We start from the raw sequence: 17,401 nt of genomic DNA, 5'->3' as shown, positions 1-17,401 counted from the left end.
CGTTCTCTAATTGAAAGGGAGAATACGATGAAGGTTAAAAATATTGTTATCGCCCAGGATCGTTTTAGCCTTCTGGGCGGTATTACGACGGTCAATAGGTTGCTGGGCCGCGCATTTGAAAAGGCAGGCTACAACGTTAGCTATATGGCACTTTTCGACAATACGGGCAATAACCCGGATGCCGTGACCCCCGATTTTGTGGTGCACTCCGGAGATCTCGTCTCGAAGACTACCCACAATAAATTGGCTTTTGACAATCCCGGACCCTTGGGCACGGTGCTTGCTGCTAAGAAGGGTTTTACGGCTCTGTGGGACCGATATAACGCGGCACGTACCCGGCGTTACCTACAGTCTTTGGGCGAGGAGACTGTTATCTTGACGACGATGACCGGTATCGCCGCGTACCTGGTGGATTATGCGCGTTCTGCTCAGAAGCAGGGGATTGGCTATCTGTACGAGTTCCATAGTAGCTATGACAGCTCGTACCGCCTGGACGCAGAGAAAGAGCTGCGGCAGATTTCCGATACCTTTGATTCTTTCGTTGCGCTTTCTGAAGGTGATGCGCAGCTTTTTGCCCAGTGGCTGAACCGCCCGGTGGATGCAGTATCGAACCTGAACGCATCGTTGGACCCTGCTGTTGAGCGGAAGGTTCTGGCGTTGGCTGAGCAGAAGAAACCGGTGGTGCAATTTATCGGCCGCTACTCTGAGGAGAAAGGCCTGATGCGTATTCTAGAGAGCTTTATCGCGTGTGCGACGGAGTTCCCCGAGTGGATTTTGAAGCTTAACGGTAGCGGCGATGAAGCGATTGAGCGTCAGATGAAGGAGCGTATTGATTCTCTGGATTCTGCCCTAGCTGAGCGTATCGTGGTGGGCGGTCCTCTGAACTCTGAGCAGGTACTTGAGGCGTATGCCGAAGCGTCGTTGACCATTGGCGCGTCTGACTTTGAGGGCGCACCGATGTCCCTGCAGGAAGCGATGCGTGTGGGTACTCCCATGGTGTCCTACCCTTCGTGCTGGGTTTTGCGTGATGTGCTTCCCCAGGTGGGTTACTTGGCTCAGGAGCGTAGCATAGAAGCGCTGACCGAACAGTTGCGTGTTGCGATGGGCGATGATGCGCAACGTAAGGAGAAGTCTGCGCGTTGCTTCCAGAAGGCCCAGGAATACACCCCGGAGCATATTGTTCGCCGTTGGGAAGAAGTTTTCGCCTCGATTCAGCGCTAGTCTAGGGCGCGAATATAAACCTGAATATAAGAGAATGCCGGTTCTAGAGTGAATCTAGAACCGGCATTCTCTTATATCTACGGTATTTTTAGCTATCCATCAGCTGACGCTCGGGAACCGTGCGGAAGCGGTACTGGAACATGCCCTCAAGCGCACCCAGGTTCGCGCCTGCTTCTCGTGCACCCACCAGACGAGTGGCTGGGGAAAGCAACAGCGGTAGGGACTTTGCCAGAGCGATGACGGAATACTTGATGCTGGGGCCATTCATACCCTGGTCCTTGAAGCGCATCCACAGGAGCATACGGTAGTGCTGGTAGTTGCGCTGCTGACGGAAAATCTTCTTCGGAGTAGAACGAAGACGGTAGTGTACCAGCGCTGCATAGGTCTTGTAGAAGGGGATACCGCTCTGGCTAACACGCCAGGAAAAATCGGTTTCTTCAGAACCTGCGATGTAGCTGCAGTCCATGCCGCTGTTGCGCAGGTACACATCGCGCGGGACGGAGAAATTGCAGCCGGTAATCGAGGGCAGGAAACCGGCGAAAGGCGGGATTTCTTCTTCGGCCTCTACCAGAGAGGGATTCGCTAGGACCTTCTCATCAGAGTCGAGGGGAACACCGTAGGCCTTGAGCACCTCGACGGGGTTGTTGTTATGCAGGTTAGCGCCCGAAACGAGTGCGGGACCGTGCTCATCCTGGACCGCCAAGTGACCGTCCAGCCACCCGGTTTCTACATAGTCGTCGGAGTCGCAGAAGACGAGAATCTTGCCGCGTGCCTCACGTGCGCCGACATTACGGGCGTTAGCGGGGCCCTTAATATTGCTGGAATCCACCCAGCGGAGGGGGTAAGGGGCGTTGAAAGCCTCAACCAGAGCGATGGTGTTATCGGTACTGCCGTTATCGCTGATGACCACCTCAAAAGAGCGGGTGGTGGTTTGCTTAGCTAGAGCTTCCAGCTGCGTTGTGATGAAGGGGGCCGCGTTGTACGCGGGGATGACGACGGAAGCCTCGTACTCGTACTTTTCGCTCATGTTATTCACCGAGTTCCTTGATGCGGCGGGCAGGGACACCAGCGTAAAGGCCATTCGGCTCGCAATCAGATACAACGACGGCACCCGCTGCAATCATGCATCCGGCACCGATGGTCACGCCGGCAATGACGGATACATTCTGTCCAAGCCAGGAACCGTCACCAATCACGATGGGGGCCTCAATATTTTCACCGGCACGCTGGCGGGATAGGCCCATCTCGTGGCTTGCGGTGCACAGGGTGACGCGCGGACCCAGGTAGACGCGGTCACCGATCTGCGCGGCACGGTCGATAAAGATATCGCGGTTGACCCAGCAACCGGAGCCAATCTGGGCACCGGGAAGAATTTCGGAGCTGGGGTGCACGTAGGTGCCGTCACCAATGGTGACGCCGGAGGCGCGGAACTTTTCGATGCGTGCCGCGCGGCGCTTAGTCTTCTGCTTCAGAAAATGCTGATGCTTGAGCTGTTTGAGAGTGTTGAGCATAGATACCTTCATAAGGGTGGGCGGGAAAATTGCTCCCTAAAAGTGTTAAAAGCTACTACCTATAGTAACGGGATACCGCCCCGGAACGAGGCGGTATCCAGCAGAAGCAGATGAGAAATCCGCTGTTACATATGGCACATGAAATTGGTGTTAGCCCAGCAGCTCGGAGAGTTCGAGCCAGCGCATTTCTAGCTCGTCAATCTCATCCTGAAGTGCCTGCTGCTGCTCGCCGAGTGCCGCCAAACCGGCGTAGTCCGAGGCGTCGTGCGCGCTCATCTGCTCGGAGAGCTTTTCCTGCTCTGCAACGAGCTTTGCCAGGCGGCGCTCAATCGCACCGGACTCCTTCTGCGCCGCACGCAACTCAGCACCGGAGACCTTCGGGGTATCCGGCTCAGCAGAAGCCTGCACCGAGGAGGCGGCACGCGCCTGCGCGCTACCGGCGGCAGAACCGCCAGCACCGGCCGCAGAGAGCGCCAAATACTCGTCCACACCGCCGGGTAGATGACGGAACGAACCGTCAATCACGGCGTACTGCTGATCGGTGACACGCTCCATGAGGTAACGGTCGTGGCTGACCACCAGCAGGGTGCCCGGCCAGGTGTCCAGCAGGTCCTCCATCGCGGCGAGCATATCGGTGTCCAGGTCGTTGGACGGCTCGTCGAGAATCAGCACGTTCGGCTCATCCAGCAGAATCAGCATGAGCTGAAGGCGACGCTTCTGACCACCCGAAAGGTCCTTGACCGGCGTAGACAGCTGCGCACTGGTAAAGCCCAGACGCTCCAGCATCTGCGAGGGTGACAGCTCCTTACCATCGGCAATGTAGCTGCGCTTCTTGCGGCCAATCACATCCGAGACGCGGTCGTTAGCGACCTCGTTGAGCTCATCGAGCTGCTGGGTCAGGGTCGCAATCTTCACGGTCTTACCGTGCTTGACACGGCCCTCGGTCGGCTTCAAATCGCCGGTCACGAGCGAAAGCAGAGTGGACTTACCCGCGCCGTTCACGCCCAGGATGCCGGTGCGCTCGCCGGGGGCAATACGCCAGGTGACCTTCTTCAGCACCGGGCGCTTGCCGTCGGGCATCGAGGGATCATCGTAGACGACGGAAACGTTTTCGAGATCGACCACGTCCTTGCCGAGGCGGGAGACCGCCATCTTCTTCAGCTCCACGGTGTCACGCACCGGCGGAACGTCCGCAATGAGGGCGTTGGCGGCATCAATGCGGAACTTCGGCTTGGAGGTACGCGCGGGTGCACCGCGGCGCAACCAGGCGAGCTCCTTGCGCATGAGGTTCTGACGCTTCGCCTCCGCGGCGGCTGCCTGACGGTCACGTTCCACACGCTGCAGAATATACGCCGCGTAACCGCCCTCGAAGGGCTCGACGATGCGGTCGTGCACCTCCCAGGTGTCGGTACAGATTTCGTCGAGGAACCAGCGGTCGTGGGTGACGACCATGAGGCCGCCCGCGTTCTTGGGCCAGCGGGACTTCAGGTGGTTGGCAAGCCAGGTGATGGCTTCAACGTCCAGATGGTTGGTGGGCTCGTCGAGCATGAGCACGTCCCACTCCTGCGCGAGCAGGGAGGCGAGCGCTACGCGTCGGCGCTGACCGCCGGAGAGCGAAGAGACGGGTGCGTCCCAGGGCAGGTCAGAGACCAGGCCGGAGATGACATCGCGGATGCGTGCCTGTGACGCCCATTCGTATTCGGGGGTGTCGCCCACAATTGCGTAGCCGACGGTGTGGTCGTCGTCGAGGACGTCTGACTGGTCGAGGTAGCCGATGCGGGTGCCGCCGCGCACGGTGACGCGGCCGGAGTCCGGTTCGAGTCGGCCGGCCAGGATCTTCATGAGGGTGGACTTGCCGTCGCCATTGCGACCGACAATGCCGATGCGGTCGCCTTCGTTCAGGCCGACCGTGATGCCTTCAAAGATGGTTCGGGTAGGGAATTCGAGGTGCAGCGATTCGCCGCCAAGTAGATGTGCCACGCCTTCTAGGGTACAGGGTGAGTCTTCACTTCAAGTAGCGCTCCAGGCTTTGATGAGAGGGTACTCGATGGCGGTGAGAAAAGCTGTGGGGATTGCGGGGCACGCGGCTAAGTTGAGCACAGATATTTGATAAACTGAGGAAAGCATTTCCTGCATTGCGCTGTTCTGTGCCCAAAATGGCGGTCAATGACAATGAGAGCCTGTAACCAAGACCTCATGTGAATGTATGGATAATCCGCCATGGTGTAATGGCAGCACAGCGGCCTTTGGAGCCGTTTGTCTAGGTTCGAGTCCTAGTGGCGGAGCGTAAGCACTCAACGGCACCGTTGATTAGAGAGTTAGCGGTCCGCGCTCACTCCTCACTCTTACAACCTCGTCTAAGGAGTCTTCCCAGTGAATACTGAACTGGCACCCTCTGCAGTGATTGTTCTCGCCGCAGGCGCTGGTACGCGCATGAAGTCCGCTACCCCCAAGGTTATGCACGGTATTGGTGGTCGTTCCATGGTGGAGCACGCTGTTGCCGCGGCACGTGACCTGAACCCCGAGCGCCTTGCTGTTGTGGTGCGCCACCAGCGCGATAAGGTTGCTGAGCACGTCCTCGCTTTTGATTCTGAAGTAACCATTGTTGACCAGGATGAGATTCCCGGTACCGGCCGCGCTGTTGAGGTCGGTCTGAACGCTCTGGATGCGCAGGCTCCCGTTTCCGGCACCGTCCTGGTGACCTACGGTGACGTTCCTCTGCTGCGCCCCGAGACTCTGCGCGAACTGATTGCTTTCCACGAGGAAGACAAGAACTCTGTTACCGTCCTGACCACTCACGTGGATGAGCCCGGCGCGTACGGCCGTATTGTCCGTAATCAGGCTGGCGAAGTGACCGCCATTGTTGAGGCGAAGGACGCTTCCCCCGAAGAGCTTGAAATCACCGAGATTAACTCCGGTATTTACGCTTTTGATGCAGCTGTTCTGCGTGAGGCACTGCTCGAGGTGACCACCAACAACGCACAGGGTGAGAAGTACATTACCGACGTTCTGTCCATTGCTCGTTCTAAGGGCTACCGCACCTCCGCTCTGGCTATTGACGACCGCTGGGAGGTCGAGGGCGCTAACGACCGCGTGCAGCTGGCTCAGCTGGGTCGTATGCTCAACAACCGCATCCTTGAGGCTCACATGCGTAACGGCGTGACCATCGTTGATCCTGAGAACACTTGGATTGACGTCACCGTCACCATTGAGAACGATGTGACTCTCCTGCCCGGTGTGCAGCTGCACGGTTCCACCACCGTCGCTACCGGCGCCACCATTGGCCCGGACACCACCCTGACTGATATGACCGTTGAGGCTGACGCTACCGTCATCCGCGCGCACGGTCACGGCGCTGTCATTGGCGAAGGCGCAACTGTTGGCCCCTTCGCATACCTGCGCCCCGGTACCACCCTGGGCAAGGACGCTAAGCTCGGCACCTTCTGTGAGGCTAAGAACTCGCAGATTGGCGATGGCGCTAAGGTCCCGCACCTGTCCTACGTTGGTGATGCCACCATCGGTGAGGGCGCGAATATTGGTGCTGGCTCTATTTTTGCAAACTATAACGGCCTGGTGAAGAACCGCTCCGTTATTGGCGCGCATGCCCGCATGGGATCCGCGGGTATTTACGTTGCACCCGTTACTGTGGGTGACGGTGCATACTCCGGCGCGGGCGCGCTGATCCGTAAGGATGTTCCTGCGGGCGCCCTCGCCTACTCTGAGACTTCCCAGCGCACTATTGAGGGCTGGGTCCTGAAGAACCGTGCCGGTACCGAACCTGCTGAGGCTGCTAAGGCAGCTGGTGCGCAGGAACCGGCAGAATCCTAATTCGAGGAAAGAACAACACCATGAGTAGCGAGATTACCAACCCCGGTGAGCGCAAGCTTGTAGTGGTCTCCGGTCGAGCACACCCCCAGCTTGCCGAGGAGATTGCGAAGGCACTTGATCACGACCTGCTGCCCACCTCCGCATATACCTTCGCCAATGGCGAGACCTACGTCCGCTTTGAGGAGTCGGTGCGCGGTGCGGACGCGTTCGTGATTCAGTCGCACCCGGCACCCATCAACGAGTGGCTCATGGAGCAGATCATTATGATTGATGCGCTCAAGCGTGCATCCGCTCGTTCCATTACCGTGGTGTCTCCCTTCTACCCCTACGCTCGTCAGGACAAGAAGCACAAGGGCCGCGAGCCCATCTCGGCACGTCTGATTTCGGACCTGTACAAGACCGCTGGTGCTGACCGCCTGATGTGCGTGGATCTGCACACTTCGCAGATTCAGGGCTTCTTCGACGGCCCGCTGGATCACCTTTTCGCGATTCCGGTTCTGGCTAAGCACATCCGCGAGCGCGTGGAAGACTTGTCCAAGGTGACCGTTGTGTCCCCGGATACCGGTCGTGTCCGCGTGGCTGAGCACTGGGCTGATCTGCTGGACGGCGCACCCCTGGCGTTCGTGCACAAGACCCGCGACATTAACGTCCCCAACCATGCTGTTTCTAAGGCTGTTGTGGGTGACATCGAGGGTCGTACCTGTGTGCTGATTGACGACATGATTGACACCGGCGGCACCATTGCTGGCGCTGTGAAGGTCCTCATGGACAAGGGCGCGAAGGAAGTTATTATCGCAGCTACCCACCCGGTTCTGTCCGATCCGGCTGCTGAGCGTCTGTCTCAGTGCGGTGCTGTGGAGGTCGTCGTGACTAACACCCTGCCCGTGCCGGAAGAGAAGCAGTTCGATAACCTGACTATTCTCTCCATCGCTCCGTTGATTGCTCGCGCTATCCGTGAGGTCTTCGACGAGGGCTCTGTGACCGAGATTTTCGATCACTAAGTTTTCTCAGAGCATGTAGAAAGTCCCCCGCTGACCGTGGTCGGTGGGGGACTTTCTTGTGATAGAGGCTAAAGCTAACCCGGCTGGAACAGAGGCCTGTTCCAGCCGGGTTAGTGCTGTATTTAGCGTCGTATGCTTAGCAGTGTGCCTGTGCGAGCCAGGGCAGAATCACACGCAGGGACTGCTCCACCTCATCCACTGCAACCTTCGCTGCTGCGGGGCCGCGGCGGTAGGGGTCTTCCAGCTTGTCGCTATCAAGCGGACGGGCACCGTAGGCGTAGAGGTAAGAAAGCGGCTCGGCGCGGCGTGCATCCTCGCGAATGCGAGCAGCCTGCTTGAGCAGCTTAATCTTGGAGTGGTGTTGGGGCCACTCGCGCACAATCCAATCGGCGTGTACCTTTTCGGCCACCAAAATGATGGTGGCGTTCTCGATAATCTGCTCGTTGAGCTGGCGGGATGCGAAGCCCTCCGGGTTGTAGCCGCGCTCAATGAGCTCGTTTGCTACGTGTTCGTAGACGCCGTGACCGACGAGAGCGCCGGTGCCTGCGCTGGAGAAGATCCATTTGTCTTCCAGACCGTACTCTGCGGCAAGGTGCTTGGAGATGACCTCGCCGGATGCGCTACGGGCAATGTTTCCGGTGCAGACGAAGACGGCTTCGAAGGGGCCGTCACCGCTACTGCTACCGGTACGGTTGAGGTTTTTGGGGGAGAGCTTGAACTGCGGGGTGCGTTCGCTGCGGGTGTTAGTAGCGGGGGAGGGCTGCGCGTTTCCTGCGTTCCGTCTGTTGGCTTCTTTCGGGTCGGCGAGCTCTTCAGCATCAACGGTGGGTGCGTTGTGCTGACCCACGCGGATAATGCTGGGGCCGGTGGGCTTACCGTCTACGTCGAGGATGTCACCGGGGGTAGCCTTGATATCGGTGTGGGTGAGGGGCTGTGCAGAGACGGTAGCGGTGCCGTCGGCGCTGAGCTCTTCTTCGGGGGTGACTTCCTGGGAAGCTACTGCGGCGGGGGAGCGGACTTCGTAGTCTTCGATGGCTTCACGGAGCGAACCGTCAGGGATGATGGCGCGACCTGCTACCCCGCGGCGGTTCTTGCCTGCCAGTTCGGGGTTGCTCTTAATGAGGGAGCGGACTCCGTCGGCAATATTTGCGGAGGAAGAAGCGGTGGTTGCTGGCTGCGCCTCGGCAGTTTCTGCGGAGTTGGTTTTGTCCTCGGAGGACCCCCACGCGTACTTGTCCTTGAGGGACTTGATGTTGAAGATGCCCATCAAAAAGCCTTTTCTAATTGACGTACCCAACAGTGAACAGTGAAGCCGGAAGTGCTGGGTTTGCTGAATGAATAGTATCTATCATACCGAGTTACTTGTACCTTCAACGGTTCCTTTTCCTGTGTGTGGCAAATACCCCCAAATGTCTTATATTTTAGGTGAGAATTAGAGGTCCTTCGTCCACCTAAAGATGACCTAAAGTACAAGCTTGATACCGAAAATATTTAGATGTCGCGTGCTAAAATTGGCGTGCAATGTTGGTCTTTTCTCACTCAGGGGCCAGCGAGTATACTCACCAACGAGGACCAATGAAGAGCATTTATACTCAGCTTCGCCTGTTTTTCCCCGGACGAAGCTTTACGCTACTTGTCTTTAACCTAATCGGCCTGTTCATCCTGTCTTTGATGGAAATGGTCGGTGTTGCTGCCGTTCTTCCCATTGTGAATATTGCGATGGGCGCGGAACTTACTGGTTACCTGGCTGTTCTCTCGGATATTTTTGGTAATCCTCAGCGATCTGAGCTGGTGCTCTATCTGGGCGTTGTTCTGGTGTTGGCCTTTGTCTTTAAAGGTATTGCATCGCTCATTTTTAAGCGCTGGAGTCTGAAATTCACCGGTTACCAGCAGTTGGCGACGTCGACGACTATCCTTAACCACTACATGAAGGATAGCTACTTCAACCATAGGAAGTCCCAGCCTGAAGATACTGTGTATCTGATCGGTACTTATGTGGTGTTCGCCTACCGCGGCTACGTCGGTGCAATTATTAACTTCATCGGTGATCTACTTTCGATTCTTGTGTTGCTGGTGATGATTCTGTGCGTTATGCCGATTCCGGCTTTGATTGCCTTCGCTTACTTCGGTATCACTATCTCTGTGATGCAGTTCTTCTTGCGCCGCGGTAACGCTAAGTACGGTGAGATTTCTGCTCGTGCCGGTCGTGACGCCCTTCGCTCGCTCTTCGACAACATCAAGGGCTTCCGCGAGATTCGTATTTCTAATTCGCGTGAATCGACCGTTGAGGAGTACCGCCAGCATGCGCTGCGTAGCGTGAATAGCGATGTGAATATTTCCTTCTTCGCGGATTTCCCCAAGTACGCTCTAGAAATTATCTTCATCGTCGGTATCGCAGGTCTTCTGGGTCTGATGACCTCGACCCAGGGAGCCGATAGTCTGCCTGCTCTGATGCTTTTTGCAACCGCTTGCATCCGTATTCTGCCGAACGCTACCCGTATGGTTGCTTCTCTGGGTGGCATCCGTGCAAATGAGTTCGCGAGTGAGGAAGTTGCCAAGGTTATCCGCTCGATGAGCCCTGAAGAGCAGCGTTTGCAGATGGTTGGCCCTAAGGGCGATTTCGATCCGGCAACTATCATTAACCCGGCTATTGAGCCTGTGGATGTGCTGGTTGATAACCTGGTATACCGCTACCCGGACGGTGATAAGGACGTCCTTAAGGACATTCAGCTGGATGTGCCGGCAGGTACCTCGGTTGCTTTCGTTGGTGGTTCAGGCTCGGGTAAGACTACCCTGGTTGACCTAATCCTTGGCCTACTCACCCCGACGAGCGGCACGATTTCTAGCCAGGGTAGGGACATCCATACTGACCTGCCTTCCTGGTACCAGAAGATTGGTTATGTTCCCCAGGATCCCTACCTGGGCAACGGTACTCTGCGTGAGGCAGTCGCATTCGGCATTCCCAAGCAGTGCATTGATGACGATCGTGTACTCTACTGCCTTGAGCTAGCGGAGCTGATGCCCGTTGTCGAGACCCTGGAAGACGGCATTGATACCCCGATTGGTGAGAACGGTAACCGCCTCTCCGGTGGCCAGCGTCAGCGTGTGGGCATTGCGCGTGCAATGTACCGTAACCCGAGCTTGCTGATTATGGATGAGGCGACCAGTGCACTGGATAATGAGACTGAGCACAAGATTACTCAGACCATTAACCGTATCTCCCAGGAGATTACCGTGATTATCGTGGCTCACCGTCTTTCCACGGTGCGCAACGTTGATCAGCTGGTATACCTCTCCCAGGGCCGCATTGCTAATAAGGGAACTTTCAAGGAAGTTCAGGCGGCAAACGAAGAATTCGCGAACCTCGTTCGCCTGGGCCAGCTGCCCGACTAATTGAAACTATGGGGGTGATCGTATGCAGATATAGATACGGTCGCCCCCATATTTAGCCTTCTATCACTTGTGAATTTCAGGAACCTCACTCAAAGGACATATTGTGACTCATACTCCCCGCGTATCTGCGGTTATTCCTTTCTACGGCGAGCCGGAACCGGTTCTTGCCATTATTGACACTCTGCGCGCTCAGCAGGGTATTGACCCCGCCGATATCGAAATTATTGTTTCTGATGATGTTTCTCCCACCCCCTTCCCCGAGGTTGAGGGCGTGACGGTGGTTCGCCGCCCCGTCAACGGTGGTTTCGGTAAGGCTGTGAACTCCGGTGTTGCTGCCGCGACCGGTGAATGGGTTTTCATCCTCAACAGCGACCTGGAGCTGGATAACACCTTCGTCTCGCGCATGCTTGCAGCGGTGGAGCGCCACGGCGAGGTGCTGGCTAGCCCGCAGATCATTGGCCACGACGGTAAGCAGCAGTGGGTGGCACGTAAGTTCCCCACCGCAGCGCATGTGGCGTGGGAATGGTTCACTCCGCTGGCTCGTTTCAAGCCGACCAACTGGTGGCACCGCGGCGTTGGCCACGATGTTGAGGCATGCACCGGCACCTCCGATGCGAAGGTCGACTGGGTTATGGGTGCGTGCATGGTTGTTCCTCGCGCGACCTTCAACCGCATTGGTGGCATGGATGAGCGTTTCTACATGAACAGCGAAGAGGTGGACTTCCAGTACCGCCTCTCGAACGCTGGTGTGGACCGCTACCTGATTCCTTCGGTGACTGTAACCCACGAGGGCGGCGGGTCTTCGCCCTCCGAGCGCCGTGTACAGTGGCTGACCACTGCTCGTTTCATTTATGCGGATAAGTGGGGCTGGGAGAAGAAGCTTGCTGCGGCTCTGCGTGCTACCAGCTACGCGAACTTCCTGGTGAACTCGGTGCGCGGCCTGCGCAATAAGGACGTGGACGCTCGTGGCTTCCTCGCCGCTGAGCTGGAGCGTATCGCCAAGGCAGAGCGCCGCGAAAACTAGGTACGACCCTCCGGAATTTACCGTGATGGTTCCGTAAGATTTTTGCTGTCTTCATAAGAAGGCTCACATAGAACGTAGGAGGCGACACAGTGCACTCGAGTGTGTCGTCTCCTGCTTTCGTTGTAAAATTCCAGTAGGTATGTTTTATCTCAAGGTGCAGGTGAAACTGTCCGCTCCTCTTCACTCCAACACATAGCACCGCACGGTTTTGCCCTGCGGGTTCCAATAGCAAACGCCGACAGGATTCAATCCTCATATGACTCAGCCCAAACTTCTATTGCTCTCGCCCGCATTCCACGGGTACTGGAAGGCAATTCAGGCATCCCTGGAAGTGCACGGATACGAAGTGCGCACCCACATCTACGATGCCCCGGGTACTCTGCCCGAGCGCATCCTCAACAAGCTTGCCCACGAACTGCCCGAGAAGTACCGCCCCGAAAGCTTCGCAACGCAGGCAACCCGTAAGGCTATTGACGCTTTCAACGAGTTCCGCCCCGATATTGTGTTGGTCATTAAGGGCGATATGCTCTCCCGCGAATGGTGGGACCTGCTGGAGACCTCCGGCGTTCGCTACGGCACCTGGCTCTACGACGAAATGCGCCGCATGAGCTACACCGAAGAGGACCTGCACCACCTGGGCGCGCTGGCAAGTTACAGCCCGTTGGATGCGCAGCACCTGCGTGAACAGGGCTTCGAGGTGCTCGACATGCCTAACGCCTACGATACCCACTGCCCGGTCGTCCCTATGCGCGAGGACTCCATCAACTTTGTGGGCGCTAAGTACCCCAACCGTGAGGAGACCCTGCAGGCGCTGGTCGCAGCCGGTCTGCCGGTGCGTGCCTACGGTCGTGCTTGGTCGCGTCACCCCTACGATATTCTGCGCACTAAGCAGTTCAAGGACTCCGGCGTGCCCGCAGGTCGCGATGTTGACCGCTCCGAGGCGTACGGCATTATGGCGTCCTCCCCGGCAACGCTGAACATCCACAATAATCAGGATGGTTTCACCATGCGTACCTTTGAGGCTCCCGGCGTGGGCGCTCTGCAGGTGATTGACCGTGCTGACGTGGATCGCTACTACATTCCTGGCGAAGAGGTTCTGGTCTACGAGAGCATTGATGAGCTCATCGAGATTTGTACCCGTATTTTCCGTGAGCCGAAGTGGGCTCGTCAGATTCGTGAAGCCGGTCAGAAGCGTACTCTGGCTGAGCACACTTTCGATCAGCGTGTAAAGATTTTGGAGCAGCTATGGGCCTGACGTATCCCATTGATATTGATGCCTGGGCGGCTTGGCAGAAGCGCCAGAATACCCTGCGTTGGGCTAAGACGGAGGCGCGTCAGCTCGTGAACCGTCTGCGCGGCGGTACCGCCGAGCAGGAAGGCCCCGTCGGAGGCGTGCTCTACACCCGCGGAGCTGTATCCCGTGTGCTCATCGTGCTCGATTCTTTCTCCCCGACGAGCCGTAACTCCCTGCTGGAGCCTCTCAAGTATCTTGAGAACGTGGGCGTGGCTCTGTGGGTCCCCGAGGACGCCTCGGAGTACCTCAACGGTCAGTATGCCACCGAGCGTTACAGCCGTGATGCCTGGACTAAACAGGAAGTGACGGGCAACCAATTGCAGGAGCTACTGCCCGGTGTACGCGTGGTTCTTTCCCTGGGTCACTACTTGGCGCGTGGCGCGGCAGCTTATGAGTTTTCTCGCGCGATTGGCGCTGAGTACTGGGTGGTCCAGCACGGTCTGCTGGTGCCTCAGGCACCGCCGCTACCGGTCGGATGCACCCTGCTGGCTTTCAGCGAAGCTGACGCTCAGTTCTGGGTATCGGGTCGCCGCGACGTCACCACTCACGCGGTGGGTTCGCAGCTGCTCTACCTTGCAGCACAGAAGGCCGCCGGTGCTGAGGCGCAGAAGCAGAACGACCTGGAACCGATCTTCCTGGGGCAGATGCACGGCGCGGAACTGCCGCGCGCATCCTTCGCGTACGCTTCCCACTCCTTCTTGAAGAAGTTCGGCGGTGTTTACCGCCCGCACCCGAGTGAGAAGGATAAGCTGTCGGTGCTGACCCACCAGCTGTGGGAGAAGGAAGGCATCCGCATTGACCGTTCCGGCACCCCGCTGAACGAGGTACCGAACCCGGTGGTATCCATCTTCTCTACCGGTGTTCTGGAGGCTGCAATCCGCGGAATCCCGGCGTGGGTTTACCACCCGGCACCGCCGGCATGGCTGGTAGAATTCTGGGACCGCTACGGCATGAACCAGTGGGGTCAGGAACCGACCCCGGCACCGGTTCAGCCGAACAAGGAACCTGCACAGCGTATCGCTGAACTAATGATTGAAACTTTGGAGGCATAATGCGTATTCTCTGCGTCATCCCCGTGCGCGGTGGCTCGAAGGGCATTCCGCGTAAGAACCTGCGCCCCATCGCGGGTAAGCCGCTGGTTGCATGGACCATCGAGCAGGCACTGGATGCTAAGGAAGAAGTAGCCGGCGAGCACGAGCTGCGTGTTGTCGTCTCCACCGATGATGTTGAGCTGGCTGATATCGCGCGCGAGTACGGTGCGGAGGTGCCGTTCATTCGCCCGGCACACCTGGCTGAAGACACCACTGCAACCGAGCCGGTCATCGAGCACGCTATCGAGTTTTACACCGAAAACGGTTGGGAGCCCGATGCAGTCATGCTGCTGCAGGCAACCAGCCCCGTGCGTCTGCCCGGCACTCTGGCTCGTGCGGTCCGCCAGTTCGCGGAGAACGGCAAGGACTCCATGGTCGGTGTGATTCCGATTGGTCCGTTCATCTGGACCTGGCACGCTGACGGTGAGCCCACCGCGGCGTTCGAGATTATGGCTCGTCCGCGCCGCCAGGAGCTGACCAAGGAAACCTTCCGCTACCGTGAGAACGGTTCGATGTACATCACCAAGACCCACGTGTACATGGACCACCACAACCGCCTGGCGGGCTACCCCGGCGGTACCATTGACTTGTTCATGCTGGACGAGGTCGAGGGCGTCGACATTGACGCACCGATTGACTTCTCCGTGGCAGAGCACCAGCTCACTCAGATCCTGGCCGAAGGCAAGTAACCTTCACTAGCGGCAGTACCTCGTCTGCCGCTCCCGGCTTGACCGGCACTCAGGCATTCAACTAAACACTCAAACGAAAAGGTCAAAATCGTGATTATTGAACGCAATATTGCCCCCTACGTGGTCTTCGCTGAAGACCCGATTCTCAACGCTCTGCAGAAGATTTCTGCTAACGGCCAGCGCATCATCTTCCTGGTGAACGAGTCCGGTATCCTGCGCGGTTCGCTCTCTGATGGCGACTTCCGTCGTTGGCTGATTGCTAACCCCACTGCATCCCTGGAGACCAGCGCCCTGGACGCTGCAAACACCAACCCGCAGACCGCACCGGCTGACGCTGATCCCGAGACTCTGCGCGCATACTTCGCGAAGGGTATCAACCACGTGCCGCTGACCGACGAGCGCGGTCACCTCGTGGCGCTGGCAATGGATGAGCAGGACGTTCTGCGCATCGGTAAGCACACCATCAGCGAGGATTCCCCCTCCTTCATCATTGCTGAGATTGGTAACAACCACCAGGGTAGCGTTGACTTCGCTAAGGAACTGGTGGATCTGGCTGTTGAGTCCGGCGCGGACGCTGTGAAGTTCCAGCTGCGCGACATGGACGCTCTGTACCGCCAGCGCGGTGCGGCAACCGCAGGTGAGGACCTGGGCGTTCAGTACACCCTGGACCTGCTGTCCCGCTTCTCCCTGACCGTTGACCAGATGTACGAGGTCTTCGACCACGTCAAGCAGCACGACATGGACATCATGTGCACCCCCTGGGACGCACCCTCCGTTCAGGCGCTGGTTGACTACGGCATCCAGGGCATGAAGATTGCTTCTGCTGACCTGACCAACCACGAGCTGTTGCGCGACGTGGCTTCTCGCGGTCTGCCCATGCTGGTTTCCACCGGTATGAGCCGCGAAGAGGAAATCCGCGAGTCCGTGGCTCTGCTGCGTAACGCTGGCGCATCCTACGCTCTGCTGCAGTGCCAGTCCGCATACCCGGCACCCTTCAAGGACGTCAACCTGGCGTACATGGACCGCCTGGCTGAGATTGGTCAGTGCCTGGTCGGTTACTCCGGCCACGAGCGCGGCTACCACGTGCCGATCGCTGCTGTTGCTCGCGGCGCGAAGATTATTGAGAAGCACTTCACCACCGACAAGACCCTCGAGGGTAACGACCACACCGTCTCCCTGCTGCCTGAGGAATTCAAGGCAATGGTTCAGCAGATCCGTGAGGTTGAGACCGCTATTGGTTCCGCTGCTCCTCGTGAGGTGTCCACCGGTGAGCTGATGAACCGCGTGAACCTGGCAAAGTCCCTGGTTGCTACCCGCCACATCGCTAAGGGCGAGGTCGTGACCGAGGCTGACGTTGCTGTGAAGTCCCCCGGCCGCGGTCTGCAGCCGAACTACCTGCCGCAGCTGCTGGGCCGCACCATGCAGCGCGACGTTGAAGAAGGCTCGTTCTTCTTCGAGGGCGACCTGAAGGACGACCTGGTGACCCGCCGCGACTTCAAGTTCGACCGTCCCTGGGGTCTGCCGGTTCGTTACCACGACTACAAGCCGCTGATTGAAGAGGCGAAGCCGGACTTCCTGGAGTTCCACTTCTCCTACAAGGACCTCGAGATTAACATCGACGATGTCTTTGACTCCAAGCTGGATATGGGCTTCACCACCCACCTGCCCGACCTGTTCGCAGGCGACTTCCTGGTGGACCTCGCATCGAAGGATCCCGAGGTGTGGGAGCGCTCCATCGCTGAGGTCCAGCGCACCATCGACATTACCCGTGACCTGACCCGCTACTTCACCGTAGACGAGGACCCGGTCATGGTCGTGACCATGGGCGGCTTCACCAAGGACAAGCACATCCCCGCATCCGCACGTGCTGAGAAGTACGAGCGTATCGGTGAGGCACTGAAGCGTCTGGACGCATCCGGTGTTCGCCTGGCGGCTCAGACTCTGCCCCCGTACCCCTGGCTGATGGGTGGTCAGCAGTACCACAACCTGTTCCTGGATCCGAAGGACACCGCAGAGTTCTCGCGTGCATTTGATACCGCACTCTGCCTGGACATCTCTCACACCATGCTGGCATGTAACTTCCTGAACATTCCGCTGTCGGAGGCTGTTGAGCAGCTGGCACCGCTGTCCATCCACCTGCACCTGGTGGACGGCACCGGCGTTGACGGTGAGGGCGTTCAGGTCGGCGAAGGCGATGTCGACTGGGCATCCCTGGGTAAGCAGCTGCGTGAGCTGGCACCGAAGGCATCCTTCATTCCCGAAATCTGGCAGGGCCACATCAACAACGGTGAGGGCTTCTTCACCGCGCTGGACCGCCTCGAGAAGTGGCTGTAGAAAGTAGACACTCAC

The 17,401-nt window shown here is 58.1% G+C and carries 13 protein-coding genes and 1 tRNA gene; 10 read left to right on the top strand and 4 right to left on the bottom strand.

What is annotated here, in order from left to right; all coding sequences use genetic code 11:
• The first annotated feature begins 27 nt into the window (after nucleotides 1-27).
• Nucleotides 28-1,221, top strand: a complete 1,194-nt coding sequence (locus tag RM6536_RS02015) for a glycosyltransferase (protein ID WP_060823830.1) — start codon at nucleotides 28-30, stop codon at nucleotides 1,219-1,221.
• 88 nt (nucleotides 1,222-1,309) lie between these two features.
• On the opposite strand, the gene RM6536_RS02010 is transcribed toward RM6536_RS02015, so the two are convergent.
• The 3 genes from RM6536_RS02010 to RM6536_RS02000 all read right to left on the bottom strand — a co-directional run bounded on the left by RM6536_RS02010 (nucleotide 1,310) and on the right by RM6536_RS02000 (nucleotide 4,712).
• Nucleotides 1,310-2,248 (bottom strand): glycosyltransferase family 2 protein, encoded by a 939-nt coding sequence (locus RM6536_RS02010; protein WP_060823829.1) that lies wholly within the window; start codon nucleotides 2,246-2,248, stop codon nucleotides 1,310-1,312.
• A 1-nt stretch (nucleotide 2,249) separates the two neighbouring features.
• Entirely contained in the window at nucleotides 2,250-2,732 is a 483-nt protein-coding gene (locus RM6536_RS02005) for an acyltransferase (RefSeq protein WP_060823828.1), read from the bottom strand.
• A gap of 150 nt (nucleotides 2,733-2,882) precedes the next feature.
• Nucleotides 2,883-4,712, bottom strand: coding sequence for an ABC-F family ATP-binding cassette domain-containing protein (locus tag RM6536_RS02000; protein WP_060823827.1), 1,830 nt, complete (start codon nucleotides 4,710-4,712; stop codon nucleotides 2,883-2,885).
• Between the two features lie 234 nt (nucleotides 4,713-4,946).
• On the opposite strand from RM6536_RS02000, the gene RM6536_RS01995 reads away from it, so the two are divergent.
• The 3 genes from RM6536_RS01995 (at nucleotide 4,947) to RM6536_RS01985 (ending at nucleotide 7,561) form a co-directional block, all read left to right on the top strand.
• Nucleotides 4,947-5,017 (top strand) — tRNA-Gln (locus tag RM6536_RS01995).
• Between the two features lie 88 nt (nucleotides 5,018-5,105).
• On the top strand, nucleotides 5,106-6,560 hold the full coding sequence (gene glmU / locus RM6536_RS01990; RefSeq protein WP_060823826.1) for a bifunctional UDP-N-acetylglucosamine diphosphorylase/glucosamine-1-phosphate N-acetyltransferase GlmU: 1,455 nt from the start codon (nucleotides 5,106-5,108) through the stop codon (nucleotides 6,558-6,560).
• A 20-nt stretch (nucleotides 6,561-6,580) separates the two neighbouring features.
• A complete protein-coding gene (locus RM6536_RS01985) occupies nucleotides 6,581-7,561 on the top strand; it encodes a ribose-phosphate diphosphokinase (protein ID WP_060823825.1) in 981 nt (326 codons plus the stop codon).
• A gap of 136 nt (nucleotides 7,562-7,697) precedes the next feature.
• Here RM6536_RS01985 and RM6536_RS01980 read toward each other — a convergent pair whose 3' ends face one another.
• Nucleotides 7,698-8,828: a low molecular weight phosphatase family protein gene (locus RM6536_RS01980; protein ID WP_060823824.1), complete on the bottom strand. Its 1,131-nt coding sequence runs from the start codon at nucleotides 8,826-8,828 to the stop codon at nucleotides 7,698-7,700.
• Nucleotides 8,829-9,136: 308 nt separating this feature from the next.
• On the opposite strand from RM6536_RS01980, the gene RM6536_RS01975 reads away from it, so the two are divergent.
• The 6 genes from RM6536_RS01975 (at nucleotide 9,137) to RM6536_RS01950 (ending at nucleotide 17,386) form a co-directional block, all read left to right on the top strand.
• Nucleotides 9,137-10,954: an ABC transporter ATP-binding protein gene (locus RM6536_RS01975; protein ID WP_060823823.1), complete on the top strand. Its 1,818-nt coding sequence runs from the start codon at nucleotides 9,137-9,139 to the stop codon at nucleotides 10,952-10,954.
• A 103-nt stretch (nucleotides 10,955-11,057) separates the two neighbouring features.
• Complete coding sequence (locus tag RM6536_RS01970) at nucleotides 11,058-11,978, top strand: glycosyltransferase family 2 protein (protein WP_060823822.1); 921 nt, start codon at nucleotides 11,058-11,060, stop codon at nucleotides 11,976-11,978.
• A 256-nt stretch (nucleotides 11,979-12,234) separates the two neighbouring features.
• Complete coding sequence (locus tag RM6536_RS01965; RefSeq protein ID WP_060823821.1) at nucleotides 12,235-13,233, top strand: CgeB family protein; 999 nt, start codon at nucleotides 12,235-12,237, stop codon at nucleotides 13,231-13,233.
• Nucleotides 13,224-14,324, top strand: coding sequence for a hypothetical protein (locus RM6536_RS01960; protein WP_060823820.1), 1,101 nt, complete (start codon nucleotides 13,224-13,226; stop codon nucleotides 14,322-14,324). Before RM6536_RS01965 ends, RM6536_RS01960 begins: the two co-directional genes overlap by 10 nt.
• Nucleotides 14,324-15,052, top strand: coding sequence for a cytidylyltransferase domain-containing protein (locus RM6536_RS01955; RefSeq protein ID WP_060823819.1), 729 nt, complete (start codon nucleotides 14,324-14,326; stop codon nucleotides 15,050-15,052). Before RM6536_RS01960 ends, RM6536_RS01955 begins: the two co-directional genes overlap by 1 nt.
• A gap of 90 nt (nucleotides 15,053-15,142) precedes the next feature.
• Entirely contained in the window at nucleotides 15,143-17,386 is a 2,244-nt protein-coding gene (locus RM6536_RS01950; protein ID WP_005506934.1) for an N-acetylneuraminate synthase family protein, read from the top strand.
• Nucleotides 17,387-17,401: the final 15 nt, after the last annotated feature.

The sequence above is a fragment of the Rothia mucilaginosa genome, assembly GCF_001548235.1.
GTDB classification, from domain to species: domain Bacteria; phylum Actinomycetota; class Actinomycetes; order Actinomycetales; family Micrococcaceae; genus Rothia; species Rothia mucilaginosa_B.
Note: the sequence above shows the minus strand (reverse complement) of the source record. Positions and strands in the feature narration are given on the sequence as shown.